At 40.6% G+C, this 19,849-nt stretch carries 19 protein-coding genes; all 19 read right to left on the reverse strand.

Annotation, left to right across the window (positions count from 1 at the left end):
* Nucleotides 1-157: 157 nt before the first annotated feature.
* Nucleotides 158-355 carry a cold shock domain-containing protein gene (locus ACX1C1_RS05010; protein ID WP_087569424.1) on the reverse strand — a complete coding sequence of 66 codons (198 nt, stop codon included), beginning with the start codon at nucleotides 353-355 and terminating at the stop codon, nucleotides 158-160.
* Nucleotides 356-519: 164 nt separating this feature from the next.
* On the reverse strand, nucleotides 520-1,695 hold the full coding sequence (gene pseC / locus ACX1C1_RS05015) for a UDP-4-amino-4,6-dideoxy-N-acetyl-beta-L-altrosamine transaminase (RefSeq protein ID WP_458956034.1): 1,176 nt from the start codon (nucleotides 1,693-1,695) through the stop codon (nucleotides 520-522).
* The gene (pseI, locus tag ACX1C1_RS05020) at nucleotides 1,692-2,738 is read right to left on the reverse strand and encodes a pseudaminic acid synthase (protein ID WP_458956035.1); all 1,047 of its coding nucleotides are present in this window, start codon (nucleotides 2,736-2,738) and stop codon (nucleotides 1,692-1,694) included. Before pseI ends, pseC begins: the two co-directional genes overlap by 4 nt.
* Entirely contained in the window at nucleotides 2,735-3,718 is a 984-nt protein-coding gene (pseG, locus tag ACX1C1_RS05025; RefSeq protein WP_458956036.1) for a UDP-2,4-diacetamido-2,4,6-trideoxy-beta-L-altropyranose hydrolase, read from the reverse strand. The genes pseI and pseG overlap by 4 nt, the downstream gene beginning before the upstream one ends.
* Nucleotides 3,718-4,440, reverse strand: a complete 723-nt coding sequence (locus ACX1C1_RS05030; protein ID WP_458956037.1) for a cytidylyltransferase domain-containing protein — start codon at nucleotides 4,438-4,440, stop codon at nucleotides 3,718-3,720. The genes pseG and ACX1C1_RS05030 overlap by 1 nt, the downstream gene beginning before the upstream one ends.
* Nucleotides 4,441-4,462: 22 nt before the next feature.
* Nucleotides 4,463-5,665, reverse strand: coding sequence for an acyl-CoA reductase (locus tag ACX1C1_RS05035; RefSeq protein WP_458956038.1), 1,203 nt, complete (start codon nucleotides 5,663-5,665; stop codon nucleotides 4,463-4,465).
* Nucleotides 5,662-6,735, reverse strand: a complete 1,074-nt coding sequence (locus tag ACX1C1_RS05040) for a LuxE/PaaK family acyltransferase (protein WP_458956039.1) — start codon at nucleotides 6,733-6,735, stop codon at nucleotides 5,662-5,664. The genes ACX1C1_RS05035 and ACX1C1_RS05040 overlap by 4 nt, the downstream gene beginning before the upstream one ends.
* Nucleotides 6,732-8,081, reverse strand: a complete 1,350-nt coding sequence (locus tag ACX1C1_RS05045) for an AMP-binding protein (RefSeq protein WP_458956040.1) — start codon at nucleotides 8,079-8,081, stop codon at nucleotides 6,732-6,734. Before ACX1C1_RS05045 ends, ACX1C1_RS05040 begins: the two co-directional genes overlap by 4 nt.
* A gap of 60 nt (nucleotides 8,082-8,141) precedes the next feature.
* Nucleotides 8,142-8,378, reverse strand: a complete 237-nt coding sequence (locus ACX1C1_RS05050) for an acyl carrier protein (RefSeq protein ID WP_458956041.1) — start codon at nucleotides 8,376-8,378, stop codon at nucleotides 8,142-8,144.
* An 83-nt stretch (nucleotides 8,379-8,461) separates the two neighbouring features.
* Nucleotides 8,462-8,998, reverse strand: a complete 537-nt coding sequence (gene pseH, locus ACX1C1_RS05055) for a UDP-4-amino-4,6-dideoxy-N-acetyl-beta-L-altrosamine N-acetyltransferase (RefSeq protein WP_458956042.1) — start codon at nucleotides 8,996-8,998, stop codon at nucleotides 8,462-8,464.
* Nucleotides 8,998-9,738 carry an SDR family NAD(P)-dependent oxidoreductase gene (locus ACX1C1_RS05060; RefSeq protein WP_458956043.1) on the reverse strand — a complete coding sequence of 247 codons (741 nt, stop codon included), beginning with the start codon at nucleotides 9,736-9,738 and terminating at the stop codon, nucleotides 8,998-9,000. Before ACX1C1_RS05060 ends, pseH begins: the two co-directional genes overlap by 1 nt.
* A gap of 48 nt (nucleotides 9,739-9,786) precedes the next feature.
* The gene (locus tag ACX1C1_RS05065) at nucleotides 9,787-10,677 is read right to left on the reverse strand and encodes a nucleoside-diphosphate sugar epimerase/dehydratase (RefSeq protein ID WP_458956044.1); all 891 of its coding nucleotides are present in this window, start codon (nucleotides 10,675-10,677) and stop codon (nucleotides 9,787-9,789) included.
* A 15-nt stretch (nucleotides 10,678-10,692) separates the two neighbouring features.
* Entirely contained in the window at nucleotides 10,693-11,082 is a 390-nt protein-coding gene (tagD, locus tag ACX1C1_RS05070) for a glycerol-3-phosphate cytidylyltransferase (RefSeq protein ID WP_458956045.1), read from the reverse strand.
* Nucleotides 11,083-11,126: 44 nt separating this feature from the next.
* On the reverse strand, nucleotides 11,127-13,244 hold the full coding sequence (locus ACX1C1_RS05075; RefSeq protein WP_458956046.1) for a nucleoside-diphosphate sugar epimerase/dehydratase: 2,118 nt from the start codon (nucleotides 13,242-13,244) through the stop codon (nucleotides 11,127-11,129).
* 16 nt (nucleotides 13,245-13,260) lie between these two features.
* Nucleotides 13,261-15,180 (reverse strand): HAD hydrolase-like protein, encoded by a 1,920-nt coding sequence (locus tag ACX1C1_RS05080; RefSeq protein ID WP_458956047.1) that lies wholly within the window; start codon nucleotides 15,178-15,180, stop codon nucleotides 13,261-13,263.
* A 91-nt stretch (nucleotides 15,181-15,271) separates the two neighbouring features.
* Nucleotides 15,272-16,378, reverse strand: a complete 1,107-nt coding sequence (locus tag ACX1C1_RS05085) for a glycosyltransferase family 2 protein (protein WP_458956048.1) — start codon at nucleotides 16,376-16,378, stop codon at nucleotides 15,272-15,274.
* The gene (gene fcl, locus ACX1C1_RS05090) at nucleotides 16,356-17,318 is read right to left on the reverse strand and encodes a GDP-L-fucose synthase (RefSeq protein WP_458956049.1); all 963 of its coding nucleotides are present in this window, start codon (nucleotides 17,316-17,318) and stop codon (nucleotides 16,356-16,358) included. Before fcl ends, ACX1C1_RS05085 begins: the two co-directional genes overlap by 23 nt.
* 96 nt (nucleotides 17,319-17,414) lie before the next feature.
* On the reverse strand, nucleotides 17,415-18,758 hold the full coding sequence (locus ACX1C1_RS05095) for a sugar phosphate nucleotidyltransferase (protein ID WP_458956050.1): 1,344 nt from the start codon (nucleotides 18,756-18,758) through the stop codon (nucleotides 17,415-17,417).
* Nucleotides 18,759-18,835: 77 nt separating this feature from the next.
* Nucleotides 18,836-19,849 carry a GDP-mannose 4,6-dehydratase gene (gene gmd / locus ACX1C1_RS05100; RefSeq protein WP_458956051.1) on the reverse strand — a complete coding sequence of 338 codons (1,014 nt, stop codon included), beginning with the start codon at nucleotides 19,847-19,849 and terminating at the stop codon, nucleotides 18,836-18,838.

Below are 19,849 nucleotides of genomic sequence, written 5' to 3' on the forward strand. Positions count from 1 at the left end.
TAGAAACACATGCATCCGCAAGTCAACAATCATCAAGTTTATGTGAGGAAACATGACATACAATTGAACAGAAAAAGACTCCGGTTTCCCGGAGCCTTGAGTGTGTTAGGCACTGTCAATCGAACCATCTATACGGTGGCTAATGATAGCCGGATGATTACAGTTTGACTACGTTTGCAGCTTGTGGACCGCGTGCGCCTTCTACGATGTCGAATTCAACCGCTTGGCCTTCTTCGAGAGTCTTGAAGCCTTCGGATTGGATCGCGGAGAAATGAACAAATACGTCGCCGCCTTGCTCAGTCTCGATAAATCCGTAACCTTTTTCAGCGTTAAACCATTTTACTTTACCTTGCATGTGCAAACATTCCCTTCATCTTCAAGTACTGTGAGGCATCGTTTGGTCTGGCCCACAAATTGACTATACCACCGAAATCATGGAATTGTCAAACAATTTCTTGGAAGCGGATACATGAGCTGTGCATCTAGAACAACGGCTTGTGTACGATGCACTTCGTGGACTTATATTTCCTCAAGCATCCCGGCAAATAACACTCTGCGTAATTGTGTTACAACGTCTCGTACATCCTCGTCCTGCATTTTGGGATAGAGAGGTAGTGTCAGCGCTTGACCGTACCATTGCTCCGCCACAGGACATAATCCTTTTCTATAACCGAGACGCTCGTAATAAGGAAACCAATAAACAGGAATGTAATGCACATGCACTCCGATATTCGCCGCGCGCATCTCTTCGAAGATCTCTCTACGGTTTTTGCTAACTACTGTTGCATCTATTTGGATTGAATATAGGTGCCAACCCGATTCCGTATCTTCTAATTGATGTGGAATGATGACCCCTGGGACATCCTTAAGCAATTCCGTATACAGAGCAGCCAGTTCGCGGCGTCTTTCCATAAAAGATCTAAGCTTCTTCATTTGAGAAACGCCGAGCGCCGCTTGTAGATCAGTCATTCGATAGTTGTAGCCAAGGTCTACCATTTCATAGTACCAAGCGCCTTGTTCTTTGGCATACGGAGTGGTAGAGATGCCATGTGTCCGAAATAACTTTAGCTTCTCGTAATAGTCCTCATTGTCGGTTACGATAACGCCGCCTTCCGCCGTTGTAACGGGCTTAACAGGATGAAAGCTGAACATCGTCATATCCGCTTTCGCCCCTATCATTCGCCCTTTATACTTAGCTCCTAGTGAATGGGCTCCATCCTGGATAACAACTAATCCGTGAAGATGTGCCAACTCCATAATGGCGTCAATATCGCACGGCTGTCCAGTGAAATCTACCGGAATAATTGCCTTCGTACGCGAAGTCACCTTACTGGCGACATCTGCTGGATCTATGTTGTAGGTACGGCTGTCAATATCCGCGAACACGACATCCGCCCCTACGTATCTTGCACAATTCGCACTTGCCGCGAAGGTGATAGCCGAAGTGATCACTTCATCCCCTTCAGCGATTCCCGCCGCGTAACATGCGCCATGCAGCGCTGCTGTTCCGTTAGCAAACGCCACTGCGTACTTAGCGCCTACATAGCTTGCAACTGCCTGTTCGAATTCATTGATCTTTGGACCCGTGGTGAGGAATGGAGATTTTAAGGTTTCGATAACCGCTTCGATATCGTCATCCTCGATCCACTGCTGGCCGTACGGCAGCATCGTTGCTCGGATCTGCCCGTCACTCATAGCAGCAGCTCCCAGTTCAAGGGCGTTCCTTTAGCCGCATCGGATTTGATCTTTTTACCCAACACTAGGTCGTAATACTTCGTTTCGAGACCTTGACCCGGTCGTACGTTTCGTAAATTTTTGACCGTAAATACATCACCGGCCTTCATGTCTTCGCCAATATAGAGAGAGCGGCGGTTGGCGATAGACGGCTTCTCTGCTTCTGTTGGCCCATATTGAATGTGGCCGATACTCTGCCATGCCCGCTCCGTCTCTTCCACAAGCATTTTGAGCTCATGAGGCTCCATCGAAAATGATGCGTCCACGCCACCTTCTGCCCTAGACGTCGTAAAGTGCTTCTCGATTACAGTGGCTCCTAACGTAACCGCAGCTACCGACACACCGATCCCCATCGTATGATCAGATAAACCGATTTCCGTACCGAACAACTCCTTCATATGAGGAATCGTAGCCAGATTGGAATTATTCGGAGTCGCTGGATATGTGCTCGTGCATTTCAACAATACAAGTTGATTGTTTCCTTCTAATCGAACTGCGCGAACCGCTTCATCTAATTCTGCAGCGGATGCCATGCCTGTCGAGATGATGATCGGTTTACCCGTCTTGGCTACTTTGCGGATAAGCGGTATATCGACGTTCTCAAAGGATGCGATCTTATACGCCGGCACATTTAACGTCTCCAAGAAATCGACAGCCGTTTCATCGAAGGGCGAGCTGAAAGCAAGTAAGCCGAGCTCGCTGCATTTGTCAAAAATCTGCTTGTGCCATTCCCAAGGTGTATATGCTTTTTCATACAAATGATAGAGAGACTGTCCCTTCCACAGATCCTTTTCGTTAGAAATAAAGAACGCACCCGTGTGCACGTCTAACGTAATTGTGTCTGGAGTATAAGTTTGTAGCTTAACCGCATCAACTCCAGCTTCCGCAGCCAGCTCGACGAGTCGCAGCGCCCGATCTAGGGATTGATTATGATTTCCTGACATTTCGGCAATAATAAAAGGCTTTGTATGTATGCCAATCTGTTTGTTTCCGATTTGGATCATGACGAACATTCCACCATTTCCTGAAGCCAAGCATTTGCTTCGCCTTGGCTTTGCGTTATTTTCAATCCTTGCTCGCTAATATGCTCAATCCGATCACGCTGACTAGGGAGCGAATCCAACAACTTCGTATAGGTGTCAATCGTGACTTTCTCATGCCATCCCAAATTGATAACCGCGCCTAGCTGCTCGGCTGTCTGCGTCGACCCGACTTGATTGTCAGCGACAATCGTACTGGTCGATGGCAGACCGACATAACAACGTTCCCATGTCGTAGCACCACCCGCTCCAAGAGAAAAATCCGCTGCGTTCATAAGCGTGGCCATGTAATCGACCTGGCAATGAAAAACATACTGCCGCTCGTGACAAATATGCTCGATCTCCGCCCGCTTCGGATTGCTGCTGCCGACAACTACATCGATATGCTCGAAATAGCTCCTCGTCCGCTGCAAAGCATGCAAAGCCTTCATCGTTTCGTTGGTCGGATCACTTCCGCCCATAAACAGAAGGAGGCGGCTTACATTACCGGATCTTATGATACGTTTCTTTCTAGCCTCAATAAACTCGTCACGCATGATCAAATATTGCGGACCCAGCAGCTTCTTGCAATGTGGCGGAACCAAATCATCATAACGATGCTGATAATTTTCGATAACATTTTGATCGAGCAACAGATCACAATCATGCTGGCGATTGGCCAAGTCATCAATGACAACAATCTTATCAGCATAGGGGCGCATCGCTTGCTCCCAACGCGCATCTAACTGATAGTGATCTACAATTAATATATCGACATATTGTATCTCTGAAATAACAAGAAATCCGTGGCTTTCAACCCATTTAATGAGATCGCCAGGCAAAGGCTCCATCCAAAACTTTACATGATGACCCAATCTGATGAGGTTAGTCGCAATCGTTAAACATCGCATCACATGACCGCTGCCAATCAACGATGAGGCTTCTGTCCGAATTGTAATCTCCATCACATCACCGGCTTTTGTTCAATGTGTGCATTCAACTTTGCAATCTCCGGATGCTCCAGCAAATAGTTTATAACATCAGCGCTTGATACGTAGACATTGTCGAATTGCCTCGCCACTTGAGTAATTAAAGCGTAATCTTCCTCGGTGTCCAACGTAATCCGCAGCTCAGGATACTGCCGATCACCCGGAGTCTGATAGGAAACTCTTGTGAATTGATCTTTAAACTCATAGGCATAATACGTCACATGCTCACGATGACGTTCTTCGGTGCCGTGCTTGTCCATATATTGCAGTGCTTTGTAAGAAACCATCTCTACGGTAAGTCCGCGCGGCAATTCACCTAGCACATCAATAATATCCACTTGTTTTTCTCGCATAAGAGCAACGATATCCGAAGCCATCTCATAATCGACAAATGGACAATCCGCTGTTACACGAATAATATATTCTGGCTCATACGGCTTTGCAGCTTGAATGTACCGATCCAGCACATCCTCCTCGGAACCTCGATAGTAAGCTACGGCATGCTCCTTGCACCATATCTCAACAGCATCATCCTGTGGAAGTGCGGATGTCGCGACGACAATCCCATCGATGCCTTTAATCCGTTTGCAACGCTCTATCACATATGTTAGATTATCCGAAGCGCCTAGGGGCAGCAGGATCTTGCCAGGCAATCGGGATGAGCCCATGCGAGCTTGTATGATAATCATTGTTTTCATTTATCTACGCCTCCTGAGGAACCTAAAGAATAAAAACTTCCCTCGTAAATGAGTTCAAAAACCGTTGTCCATCCCATACTTCTTGGAAAGCGAGCGCCTGTCCAACCGGCACAATCCGATCAATGCCTCTCGTCTCTAGCTGTTCCACGGCTGCCAGCAGTTCATCTCGACTGTAGCCAAAGTAAGAAAGCGTCTGGTCCTTATCAACGACTACCTTGGCGATATCCGCCGGATGATCAAGGGCCAGTTCGTAGAAAAAGCCGCCTCCACAATGGCGCTCCCTAAATCCCTCTGTCATCCGTTCTAATTGAACACGAGACAACAGTTGACGATCGTCGACTGCAATAGCTTCCTCTTCTGCAGCGAGCCAAAGACTCGTTGCCAGCTTTTGAACGCGAACAGCAGGGGCTGCAGCATATTGCTTTTCCACTATAACTTGTTCGAACTTCGCCCAAAACATCTCTTGAGCACCTGCAACAGCATCTCCCACCCCAGTCCAGATCATTAATCGAGGCGATGAACAAGCCATCTGATCGAACCAATAGGAATCATTATAAAACTGCTCAGCCAGTTGCTTAAGCTCCACTTCTTGCAAAGCTTGTACAGCCTCTGCTTGGAGCATCGACATCGAGAACCGATCGGGAAACACAAGCTCATTGGCCATAGGCGATAACGCAATTCGACGAATCCGATTCACCGTAGCATCTCCGCCCCATACAACCCTGGTATGACAAAGGTTGCTTATCCGTGCAGTCGTCTCATCATCGTGAGCATAAGTTAGAACAATCGTACGCTCTGCAATCTCTTGAAATTGCGGATTGGAAAGCTCCTCTAGCATCGCTGCCAGCAAACCATTCATTGGCATTTGTTCTTTGCTAGATAGACGTATAATATTACGATTGCCTGCAAGTAACGACAAGACCCACGAATACATAAAGATCGTATCCACATTTGACGGAGCCAGATGGAACACCGTACCTCTCGCTCTCACGACACGTTTCTCTGTTTCTTTGGCCCATACGCTCTGCATCTCCATAATATGCGCCTTACGCATCCAAAAGCCGAGCGCTACAATTTCAGGATGCTGACGCATTTTCACGAAGCGTTGCGATAATGCTTGTACAAAAAGTAGTACATCATTAGCGAAAGGCGCAAACGCCTTCTTGCCTTGCAGTTGAAGTAAAGCCGCCTCACCTTCCTGCAACGGCCAGTAAAATCGCATCATCTATTCCCCCCTTGTCCGAAGGCAAATGTGTCGCTGCAGCCTCGCAATTCCGCCTTGGGAATTCGCCCTACTACGCTAAAGTATTTGCCCTTCCAGCCGCAAGGACAATCGTCTTCCCCTATAATCGTCCCTAGATCCTCTGTTAACAAACTATGTCCAGGATAGCTTCTAGGCAGCAAACTCAGCACTTGAATTAACCCTTGCTCTCCATAAGGCAATGGCTCTAGGGTAAGCGGATCCCTTATAATTAGATCAGCATAATTCGGCGTATGCAGATGACCGTAGGAGCACTCGACAAAAATCGACCCAACCTGCTCTACCATTCCATAATAATTATGAACTTGCCGGGTACCGAGCACACGCTTTAATTCTGCTGTAAATGTGGCGGCATCCACCGCTTCATCCTGCAGCTTCTTCCATCCACCGCCATGAATCAATATACTATCGCCAAAATCAATATTTCTCCCAGAGGCTATGGCCTCCTTATAAACATGCTTCCAGATCATATAAGTGAAGCCGAACAATAATAGCTTCGTTCCGCTATGCCTCTCCAAATAAGTCTGCAAGCCCTCCCAATCTACCGTCATATCATCATTTAAAGCATAGAAGTGCTGTCGTCCAAAATTAGCAAAACCGAGAATGCCCGCCCCTCGCGCGCTAAATGAGCGACGATCCTTTAGCACGGACTTTGTATCCAGTATGATCATAGGCAATCGCTGAGAACCGAGAATTGGCTTCATGACATCTACTAAGGCCTTCGTTTGGCTCATCGATGTTTCTTTGTCCAAATAGATTTTTGATACTTGCTGCCCCGTAGTCCCACTGGACGTCAGTACCTTTACAACGTCCTCCCTTGGCACCGACACGAGATCCATCATCTTAAATAATTGCACAGGCAAATAGGGCAGCTCTTCGATGGAGGAATCCGCTACTTGTTGTATTCGTTTTGTTTTTTCGAGCATGGCTTTGTAAGCTCTATTATGGTCGATATGATGCTTGATCAACGCATTCAGCTCTTGTAGCAGCTGTTGTTGCTTGGCTTGCTTTGCTAACTCATAGGGATAGGTCACAGCATCGCATCCTTTAATACTTTATAATCAATTTTGCCATTCGCCATCGTCGGAATTTCCTCTATTGTCACGACCTTATATGCACTCTTATGCAGCTTATATGTCGATTCCAATGTATCCTTCACAACCTCAATAGAGGCCTCATTATCGACAACCACTACTAATTTATCATCATTGCCGACACATGCAACAGACATATGAATAGCATCCTCCAGTTTTCGCTCCACATCATCCAAATTAATCCGAAGTCCGAACAGCTTCACAAAACGTTTCATACGACCTGTAATCGTATAATAACCGTCCTGATCGACTTCTGCAGTATCGCCCGTATACAATATGCCGTGACATTCATCACCTTTTGCCAGATCGGATACTGACTCGGCATATCCCATCATAACATTCGGTCCTTTATAAATTAACTCATTGGTTTCAGGTGCAATGGTCAGCTGCCCGCCCGGAATAGCGATACCAATCGAACCAGACTTCTCCAGCACCTTATCTGCGGGGATATACGACATGCGAGGCGCCGCCTCCGTCTGTCCATACATCACATAGAAGCGTTTGTTATGTTCCTGAGCATACTGTCCGAATAATTGGACAAGCCGGTTATCCAACCGTCCTCCCGCCTGCGTTAACGTTTTGAGATGCGGCAGCTCCATCTTCGAGAATCCTGCTCGGTTCAACATCTGATACGTAAAGGGAACACCTGGCAAGGAGGTGGCTCGCTGCTGTTCAACAAAGCTCCAGAACGTTTTTGAAACAACACTTTCTTCTGTTAGCAACACCGAAGCGCCCGCTTGCAAATGGCTATTCAAAATCGAAAGTCCATAGGAATACGACAGCGGCAAATTCAGTATGGCTCGCTCATCGGCCCCAATTTGCAAATAGTCGACAATCGCTTCCGCATTCGTTTGAATATTGCTGTATGACAAGCGCACAAACTTCTGACTACCTGTAGTTCCGGATGTGCTCAGCAAGATCGCCAGGTCCGAATGAATCGCAATCGAAGCATGACTTACTCTTTCATGACGATTGTCTTGTATGCGGTAATCTGCGAATGAGAGCTCGCCTACAATCCACTTGGGCTGGTAAACTGCAACGATGCTGTCTAATAGCTCCTTATTCGTGCTGATACTCATAAGCATAACGCTATGGCCGGATCTTAACGCTGCCAGGTAGGCAGCCACTGTCTGCACATTATTGTCGCAGAGTAACAAGACCAGTTCCTTCTGCTCTGACACAAAAGAATACTTCTCGATCATTGCCAGCAGTTCACTGCCGCTATAATGTTTTTCATTTGTAATGATGATGGTTTGATCAGTGGGGTAGATTCTTTCAAAAAACATTAAAGCTCTTCCCTCCTATAATAAAAGAAGAGGGCATGGTAGAATACCACACCCCTTTCATTAAAATTCGATATCATATTTGGTCAATATTTCTTTCGCTTTTGCAAATGAGCTCATCGCTAGAACATCATCCGTATCCAGCATCGTATCAAACTGAGCATCAATCTCCGAGATCAAAGCCATATGACCAATCGAATCCCACTCAGGGATCGAATTGTACGTTAATTCATCTGTAATTTGCTCGAGCTTGAGTCCTAATGACTCGGCAAAACTCTCACGCAGCTTTTGTTCATTCATCCGTTTCCCCACCTTACATCGCAAACTTATTCAACCTATACTTCATATATCGGAAAATGGAATCGTTGCTGTTAGCACCATTATCATACAAATTGTGCAGTATATTTATGAAACTTCGTACATTGTTCCTTCCAGGTGGATGATAGCAACTCGAAGTATTCGACATCATGAAATTGACCGTATTTGTAAATATGCTCCTTGAAGGTAGCGTTGTGGGTGAACCCGTAATAACGATGCATCTTCATCATGCCGTCATTGCCACTCATCACCTCAGCATACAGCTTGTTCAGACCCAGCTCAAAGAATGCATAATTATATAGATAGGGATGGATTCGCCCCGCAATAATGGCAAAGTTCAAATCGCCAATATAGTAGCCAAAGGAAGCCTTACGGTTGCGACGATCAATTTGGTTTAAGGAGATTACGCCTATTGAGGTTCCTTTATGTTGAATGATCCAGTAATACTGTGTATCGTCCTTTGAAACGGTCTCGAACCATTTCCTATGGTTATCCATATTCTTTTCGATATCCGTATACATATACCTGGTGACATGATCACTGGTACGCCAATCCAAAACTTGCTGAAGATCAGCCTCGCATAATTTTTTGAAGGTGATCATTAGATAACCATTCCTCCATCAACACCGATAACCTGTCCCGTTACATATGACGAAAGGTCTGATGCCAAGAACAAGATCGTATTCGCCACCTCTTCAGGCTTACCTATCCGATTCATCTTGATTTCACTTAATCGCTGAGCGTACTTGTCATCAGATAGCTGCTTTGTCATATCCGTATCGATAAACCCCGGCGCTACTGCATTGACGCGAATATTGTAAGGACCAAGCTCCTTGGAAGCAGAATAGGTTGCTCCGATGATAGCAGCTTTGCTGGAAGCATATACGACTTGGCCTGCATTACCGGTTCGTCCAATAATCGAGCTGACGTTAATGATGGATCCGGATTGCTGTCTCGTCATTAGCCTCGAAGCAAACTGCATATGGTAGATGACTGCCTCGACATTAATGGAGAATGTATCCGTCATTTGCTTTTCATTAATCATCCCTAGCAAAGCATCATCCAAAATACCGGCGTTGTTCACTAGCACATCTAAGCGCCCTAGATTTTTCTTGATCCACAGAAAAGCATCTTTGATTTCAGTACTATTGCGCACATCATACGGGAGGATGTGTACATCTATGGCATATTCTACTTGTAGCTGTTCTCGTACGTGAGCTAGCCTTTTCTGGCTAGTTCCATTTAAAACTAATGTTGCTCCATGCTTTGCAAACTGCACAGCTGTCGCATAACCGATGCCACGGGAAGCACCTGTGATTAGGCTGATTTTGTTTTTTAGCATATTACCCCTCGCCCCCCTGCAACATTTAACCTGTATCGCTTATGAGGTTCAATCTATTTTTTTCATGTCGTTGCTTGCATACAGGTGCTCAATTGTACAACTGTATAACGGTTCTCTGAAAGAAATTGTATTATTCGCAAAGCTTGTGTTTTTCTTCACAACATGCCAATTACCGTATGTGTAATCCAAATAATCTTTGTAATCCTTTGGTACCTGGATTTTGATTCCTTCAAAAGCGAGTTGGTCAGAACCATTGAAAAAACTAACAGGTGTGTCATTCAACTCTTGCTTAACGATGCTTCCCTCTATATACATACAATCAAAATTAACCATAAACAACTTAGTTCCATCCTCGATACAATCAATCGTAACTGACGCCGGCCTTCCATTAGAATATATTCTTGAAAACAGCTTAATATCGAATAACTTTTCGAAATTAGCTGCTGCTTCCAACAATCTATCTTGTATGATCTGCGTATCAGAAGCAAATATCGCAATATCAATGTCATCATCCCAAGGGATAAGACCTCCATCACGGGCAATGCCTAATAACGTTCCAAATGTATAGTAATGAGGAATATCCCTTAACGCCTTCGATATTTCCACTATTAGCTGATTAGCTTTCCGCAAAGTTTTTGGATTCTCGAAAGGCAGCTCACCGACTTTCATCGAGTTTTTCGAGGCATACTGAATTCTGCTTTCTGGTATACCCAAATTTCGTAGCTGTTCAGAAATTGAGTTAACGTACATGCTTGTAACAATGATTTTATCATATTGGTAGTTATTAATTTGACCTGGATCAATAATTTCAATGTTATTGAACAATTTCCCTCGCTTATTAACGTCATTATCAATCACTGCTAAAAAATCGTATTCTAATGCATGATTTTTCATGAAGTTTTGTCCACCGAAACTTGCGCCAAACAAGAGGATTTTCATAATTTTTGTCTCCCTCTACACACCACTAAGATCATTTTTTATAATTGTAGTAGAAATACCTTCAGTACGATTCAAATAAACCACCTTACAATATGGTTGCAGAAAATCAAATTTTCCTGCCCAATCATCCCCCATAATAAAGGTATCTACTTTATAATGAATAACATCCTCAATTTTCTGTTCCCATGTGTTCTCAGCAATCACTTCATCTACATAACGAATAGATTTTAGAATCCTCTCTCTTTGCTCATAATTATAGTAGGCATGTTTCCCTTTTATTGCATTAAACTCATCCGTAGACAGAGCCACTATTAAATAATCGCCATACTGCTTAGCTCTTTCTAATATATTGATATGTCCGACATGAAGTAAGTCATATGTCCCATAAGTTATAACTACTTTCATCTGTTCACTCCTCGGTAAAAGCACAAGTATTAGGTCATTTCCCCCTAATCAATCCGTATCAGTTGAGGTGGTTTAGAATGTGATTGAAATAAAACCTGTAAATCCTTCTCAATTTCTTCGCCAAATGTATAGGAAGCAATAATTATATAGTCAATATCTGTATTCAATAGATGATTTGGTGCTACAATCGGAATTCCCTCAATATCTGTGCCTTGTAGCCTCAAATTTCTATCTACAAAGTATATCGGAATAATCGATTTAATTTTCAATGTACAATGTACCTTATACGCAGCTTCCCCTCCTCCATAAATAACAATATTCCTATCTGCAACATCTTTCATAACTTCTTTTATTTTCGAATAAATCTCAAATATATCTGAATTCAATAAGTTCTTATATATGTACTCATGATCTTTAATTCCAAGAATACCTTGTGGCCACACAATATTTGATGATAATTCGCTGCCTTTTAAAAAAGCATAAATATCATCTATACTATATTGATTAATGTCTTTTTCATTAATAATGGGTTGAACGCTGCTGCTCCCGAAATTTATACTGTAATGCATTTTCCCTATATCTATTGCTTCTTGTTTTGTAGGGTAGTTCAGTAAGCGATGTACACTCTTTGATACGGCAATTAAATCCTCTATATTAATCTCATAATCTAGTCCAGCATCTAAAGCGATGTCAATAAAATAGCGAACTCCGTCTTGGATTTTATTACGTGCATTTATTTCCTCCGAATTATATGTTAGTTCTTCTTGTACAGGAAGCACCATATTATTTTTCATCTCATAATCTAATGTAGAGCCCTCTGTGCCTATTATAATTTGTTCTAAAGCATGAACCCCTCTAATTATGTCTTTCACAAAATGATGGTCACCACTATTAATAAAAGCATTAATATTAATTCCTGAAACTATTTTATTTAGCAGCCCCTCCCGACCGAACAATAAATAGTGTTCAAATTCCATATTATAAAAGACTTTATTCAAATTCCCTTGAATTGTGCCGTTAAAACCAATATCAATCGTCGCAACTTTTTTATGATCACCTACGATTTGTGTTATATAATGCTCAATTAATTCTTTCTTTAAGTTTATAAATTCTCTAAAATCAGCACTATTCACATTCTCTGTAAAGTGGCGTTTTATTCGTAAATACTCCTCGGAATTACATTTCTTAATTTGATAAAAGTTTTTATCGCTATAAGGGGTTTCTAGTACTTCCAAACCAAAGAGATTATACAAATCCCGTATGCTTAGATTTATACCTTCAAAAAAATGCAAAACACTTTCTACACTACTGTCTTTATATAGTGAAGGTAAATATGTTGATTTTCTTGATACATATAGTTTTTCTGAATGGATAGAATGATTTCTTTTTTTTATATATCGCTCTAAACACATATTAAGTAGATCCCCTTCACGCATAAGAGGGAGAATTAATGATATGTTTTTTCTAGTCAAATCATCTACTACCAGTTTAATGAAACATAATAATACAGGTCCCAAGTATAAGCTTCCTATTTTAAAAAAATTATTAGAACAGGAGGGGCTTTTTTCAATTGCTTTTCTTAATTTATAAAATTTTCGATCAAATCCTACATATAACATGGACTCCAAATCTATTTCACTCTCTGCAGAAAGATCATATCTAATCGAACAGATGTTATCCTCCTTGTAGTCCTGTTCAGTAATATATAAAGCATTTCCGTAGCTAGTATCATCTTCTACGTTATTTATCACCTTAAGTTTACCGAAGTTGGATGGATCTATCTTATCTTGTAATAGAGTTATTACATCCTTGTTTGTGTACTTAGTATTATTGCGAATGTATACATGATTCAGGTTTTTTATGTAAGGTAGTATATAAGGATTAACGTACATAAGAAACGAATCCTGTTTCAATTCAATCTCTAATAATTTTCTTTCCTCAACTATATGCGTAATAAGCTTTTCATAATGCCATGTTCTCAACTTTGAATAGTTTGCTTTCCCAATTGCAAGTGAGAGTAAATTCATTTTCTTTAATACATCGTATACATAAAAATTAAATGTCTCAGTCGTGTCTACTTTACGTAAACAAAGGACATTATTGAAGTCAATAATCACTGATTGCAGATCGGGATGCAACTTACTAATTTCCGCCCACTCCATATTGTTCACCTCGGAATTATTGACCTAATCTAATTATTTGTGGTGCCTGTTGCTGTGTATAACAATAGTGTTCTTCAATCGTCTTTTCAATCTCACTATAGAAAGCATTTGAACCAATAATAATTAAGTCAACACTTTCATCTAAGTATTGTATACTCCTGACAGGTATACTATATTCAAATTCCTTAGTTTGTGCATAGCTTCTATCAATAAAAGCATGAATTCTGATACCATGCAGTTCAGCAAACATTTGAATATCTCTGCCAAGCTCACCTGCACCATATATGCAAATCTTTTTGAAACTCCCTGTTTCTATATGCGCTATCATGAGAAGAATCTGGTTGTAGACTGCACTTAGCCTGTGTTCCTTAATATATCGTAACAAAAAAAATTCAGGTTTATTATGAGCAATAGCTCCTTGAGGCCAATAAGTTGAATACTGATCAAGTAACATCGTATTCAGTAGACTAACCTCATTTTGTAATGGATAATTGATTAGTCTATACAAAATATTTAAAAATTCCTCCTTTTTATGGACAATCGCTTCTTTCATTGATTTCTTATCATCCAATTTAATCCATTCAATCTGGAATTCCAAAATTCCAGAACATAAAATGTGTTTATTTTTGCTCAATTCTGATTGATATTCATTAGTAGCAGTGATAAACAAATCACTACTACCATTACACTCATAGTCAATAACAGTTTTATCTGTATGTGTAGCTGCCTCTATAACTTTAATACTCTCGTATATCGTTCCAATTTTATAGTGCCTTTGATCGTCATATCCTAACCATGAAACAATATGATGACCCTTCATCACGTTACTTAAAACATTTACATTGGATATCATCATCAGGTGATGCAACTGAATTGATTTATTTAGGGGATTTCCTTTTTGACATTTTATAAATTCTCGACCTGTCAAATCCACTGTTATAATCGGTTCATCGCAATCTTGGCAGAACTCAAACGTTTGCAAAGTTTTTCTGTTTAATACTTCTATATTCAAGCCACGTTTATTGATTAGTATCTGAAACATTTGAACAAACACATTATTTTCCCCAGCTAAAGGACAAATTTTGTTTATGTCTTCATTAATTGCATAATCAATTACCCACTCTGCATATAAACTGTATACTGGACCAAAAACTTGAAATCCTAGTTGGTAGTATCTCATCTCTATATCTTCATATTGCGCACCAACATAAGGAGCAGTTTTCCTCAAATTTCTTAACTCTGGAACAGTTTCCCCACCCCATGCTTCTTCTAAGGCAAATACACTATCCAACCTTTCTGAATATTTCGTATAGTGCATTGCTTCGATCCCTTCTTTTCTAGCAGCTATAATATCTGTACCATAATTATCTCCTATGTGCAGTATCTGATCAGGAGATATACTCGAATAATGATGTTTGAGATTCTGGTATAGCTGTCTATTAGCCTTGGAGGCTTTATAATCTGACGACATAAGAATCTCGTCGAATATTGATATATCACACCCGACCGACACAAGAATATCCATCATTTGATTCTTAGAGTAGTACATGTCTGATACAAGAGTAACAATGAGACCTTGCTGTTTACACTCAATCAACAATCGGTGCAATTCATCATTCAACACTAAGCTTTTCTTTTCAATATTAAACTCCAACTCTGCCAATCGACTTTTAATAACATCGTGATAAGGAAGTTGCTTAATAATATCCTCCAAGTATACCTCCCTAGTAGACTCCTTTTTTCTTGCTTCCGCCTCAGCAAATTCTCTTACATAGGTGTAATCGTAATCCAATTCTTCACAGAAGATCCTTTCGTACTCTCTACTCACTAATGTAAATATATCCCTTGGTTTAGCTACTGTTCTAAATAGCAATGTGTCAAAAATATCGCTACTAATTAATTTCTTATTTAAAATCATTTCATTTATTTGTATCACAAAGTATTTACTCCTTCTTTTCAGGAAATGTTAAATTCTATTAAGTTCATTGTTGAACCTGCTTAATTGCTATTTACTTCACTATCTACTATTAGTCCTTCTTTTTATTATGAAGGTTCAACACAATATCTTTCCATGTGTATATATTAATCTTCAATATCTCCTCTTCAAATTCTTGTTCTAACTGTTTTCTAATTGATTGTTCATGGTTCGCTTCGGTCGCAATAATAATAGTATTGATATTCTCCAATTTCTTAGGAGTCTTGATAACTATATTCTTCATCAATTTCCCTTCTAGATAAGGATCATTATCAAAAACAACGCACGGCGTCATCCCTCTTTTTGAAATAAAATCGATGATTAATGCAGAAATATCCCCTGCACCAAAAACTGCTATATCGCCCTGTAACATCTCATTCACATCAAATTCCTGTACATTTATAAGTAAATTTATCCAAATCTTTAATAAATCATAATTTTCTTGCAATGGATTCTTTTGAACTTCAAATTGATACAGTTCCCTCACTATTTTTTCTTTCTCTTGGCCCCAAGTTTCCTTGGCACTAGAAGTAATTGAGGTGGAAACACCACCCATTCTAAATTTAGCTACAATATCGTCCACCTTTTGTATCCTTATAGCTTCATCTGAAAAATACCTAGTTGTAAATTCATAATCAGCAGCAAGGCTATACCTGGTGTTATATACTCCAAACTTATCGAATATGGTTTTTCTGAAAAATGTTCCTTGATGATGAGGCATATGACCTTGCATTACTTTTTTCAAGTCAATTTTATCCTTCCATACATAGGGTTTTCCGTTATATAGCTCAATATACTCTACTGCTCCGTATAAGACATCCGCATTTGTTTCTTGCAACTGTGATGATATATCGACCAATACTTCATTCTTGAACAGTTGATCATCTGCATTCAAAAAGTATAAATAATCTCCTGTACTGCAATAAATCGCTTTATTAAAAGCATCATATATACCTTTATCAGGCTCAGAAATAACTTTACTGATTTGTCGTCTATATTTATCGACAATTTCCATTGTTCTATCAGTAGATGCACCGTCAATAATAATATATTCAATATTATCGTAAGTTTGATTTATTACGCTTTGAATGGTCTGCTCAATGGTTTGTTCTGCATTATAGCAAACTGTAATAACACTAATTTTCGGTCTTAAATTCATAATCGCACCTATTGTCAAGATACCATTGATATGTATCTTGAATTCCTTCCTGTAAGTGAATTTTGTTATCCCAACCTAGTTGATGCAACTTTGACACGTCCGTTAACTTTCTTGGCATTCCGTCTGGCTTTGAAGAATCAAACTTTAGTTCACCCTCATAACCAATTACTTCACACAATACTTCTGCTAGTTGTCGAATCGTCACTTCCTTTCCTGTTCCTACATTTACAAAATCACCAATTTGTTCGTATGTGCAATTTCCCATTACATACACACACGCCTCGGCCATGTCGTTGACATGAAGAAACTCCCTTAACGGAGTACCACTCCCCCAAACAATAACGGATTTCTCCTGCTTCGTTTTTGCTTCGTGTATTTTTCTCATTAAAGCAGGTAAAACATGAGAAGTTTGCAAATCGAAATTATCATTTGGACCATATAAATTTGTAGGCATTACACTAATAAAGTCCGTTCCGTACTGCTTGTTATACGCAACACACATTTTGATTCCTGCGATTTTTGCTAGCGCATATGCCTCATTAGTAGGCTCCAATTCTCCAGTTAATAAATACTCTTCCTTAAGTGGCTGCGGCGCAAACCTCGGATAGATACAAGTACTTCCTAGGAACAACAGCTTTTTCACACCATATTGTCTGGCTGCTTCAATAACATTGGATTGTATTGATAAATTATCGTATAAAAATTGAGCAGGATAAGCGGAATTTGCCAGTATACCGCCTACTTTCGCAGCTGCTAAGAAAACATACTCTGGATGCTCTACATCGAAAAACTCTTGCACAGCTTGTTGATTACGTAAGTCCAACTCTGTACTTGTTCTGAAAACAATATTGTTAAATCCGTTTTTCCTCAAACAACGATCAATAGCAGATCCTACTAAACCTCTATGACCTGCTACATATATTTTAGATTCTTTATCCATTAAGAGCACCTTTTTCTCTTGTTTTCTTTACTGTGGTAAAAAAGAAAAGAATTGAATAGAATCAATTCTTTATGCCTCACCGTTAAACCATTTATATTAAAGCATTTCCCAAGCATACTCCAAACACTCTGTATCCTCTTCTGCTAAAAAACCTCCCATTTGTACTTCAATCATTTCAGTATCCTCCAACGCCAACAAAGCATGCTTTACACCGATCGGTATTTTTAAGACATCACCGGACTGTACGATATTCCGCTTCCCATCTAATACAAATATAGCTGAACCTGAAATGACCGTCCAAACTTCAGAACGAAAGTGATGAAATTGATAATCTATACTTTTTCCCGATTCAATAAACATTCTTTTTGTCAGTACTTCTTGCATGGCTGTCTTAGTAAAATCAACTACTCGATACCATCCCCAAATTCTTTCTTCATACATGGGTCTAGAGAACAAGCCTTCATGAAGCATATCCTTCATCTTGGAACTGGATGGTTTATCTGTCACTAATATACCGTCCGCGCTTACCGCTACAACCGCATTGGATATCCCTAGCACTTTCACCGGCAAATCCAACTCGTTTACAATATGCGTATTCCTGCAATCATCGCTCATGCCGCCATTCCCGATGACTTGCTGGGACATTTCCTCGGTTAACGTATTCCATGTTCCAAGGTCCTTCCAAAAACCATCGTAAGTAAGCGCAATGATTTTTGTTAACTGCTCTACCATCTCATAATCAAAGCTATTTTTAGGCAGCTCCATAAATCTCTGATGCAGTGTGTGAAAATGAATAGGCATATTTAGTTGCTGTAGCTTATCAATAATTAGCTGAATTGGAAAAACAAATACGCCGCTGTTCCAATAGGCAGACAACTTAATGAGTTCTTCCGCTTCCTCTTCACTCGGCTTCTCTTTGAAGCTCTTTATCTCCATCAGATCATTGCGCCATACATTTGGTATGAGGTAGCCATATTTGGATGAATTATATGTAGGTTTAATACCTACTAGCCCTAATTGTGCGTCATTGCCACTAACATATGGTTCTAGCTGGGTGACTTTCTTATAAAATTCGACATCTACAAAGGTATCAACAGATACCACCCCGACAATTTCATCATGGGATATATTAAGTTCAGAAACGAGATAACTAGTAGCAAGAGCAATCGCCGGAAATGTGTCTCGACGTTCCGGTTCTATAACAATAGGTATGTTTCCAATTTGCTTTCGTATCATATCCACTTGTACTTGATTAGAGGAAATAATAATGTCATCCGGCTCAACAACCTGAAGTAATTGTCGATACACCCGTTGAAGCATGGACTCTAATTCACCTGTATTCTCATTCTTCAACACCTGTAAAAACTGCTTTGCTCGGGAATCATTTGAAAGAGGCCATAAACGAGTGCCTGAACCTCCCGACAATAATATTATTTTCATTGTATCCCCTTCTGCTTTCAATATAAAAAAAATGCAGTCTCACACCTGTGCATGTCGAAACTGCTTTTCTTTATTGTCTATTTTTGCAGATCAGCTTGAACCATCATGTTAACCAATTCTTCAAAGCTTGTACGTGGCTCCCAGCCTAGCTTCTGCAATGCCTTCGCAGGATTCCCGAGTAATAGGTCAACCTCAGTTGGACGAAAGAATTGAGGGTCTACCGCAACAATAACCTTACCCGTAGCAGCATCAATCCCCTTCTCATTGATGCCTTCTCCCTTCCATTCGATCTGGATCCCCGCTTCTGCAAAAGCACATTCTACAAATTCACGAACGGTTCTCGTTTGGCCTGTTGCAATAACAAAATCATCGGGCTGATCTTGTTGTAAAATTAACCACATTGCTTCGACATAATCGCCGGCAAAACCCCAGTCTCGCTTAGCATCCAAGTTACCAAGATAAAGACAATCCTGCCTGCCATTTTTAATAGCAGCCACTGCCAGTGTAATTTTCCGAGTGACAAATGATTCACCGCGCAATGGGGATTCATGATTAAATAGAATTCCATTACAAGCAAACATATTGTATGCTTCTCGATAATTAATCGTAATCCAATACGCATAAATCTTGGCAGCTGCATATGGGCTACGTGGATAAAATGGTGTCGTTTCTGATTGTGGGACTTCTTGTACCTTACCGTACAACTCGCTAGTAGATGCTTGATAAATACGGGTTTTCTTCTCCAAGCCCAATATGCGCACAGCCTCAAGTAAACGTAATGTCCCTACTCCATCAGCATTAGCCGTATATTCTGGTGTGTCGAATGAGACCTTGACATGACTCATAGCAGCAAGATTGTACACTTCATCTGGTTGTATCTCTGACATTAGACGAATAATATTGGAGGAATCCGTCATATCGCCATAGTGAAGATGCAAACAATCATTCTCTAAATATTGTTCAATTCTATCGTAACGCTCAATTGAAGTACGACGTACTAAGCCATGTACTTCATATCCTTTATTCAATAGAAATTTTGTTAAATAGGCACCATCTTGACCGCTTATGCCTGTAATTAGTGCCTTTTTCAA

The organism is Paenibacillus sp. strain BS8-2 (assembly GCF_054483835.1).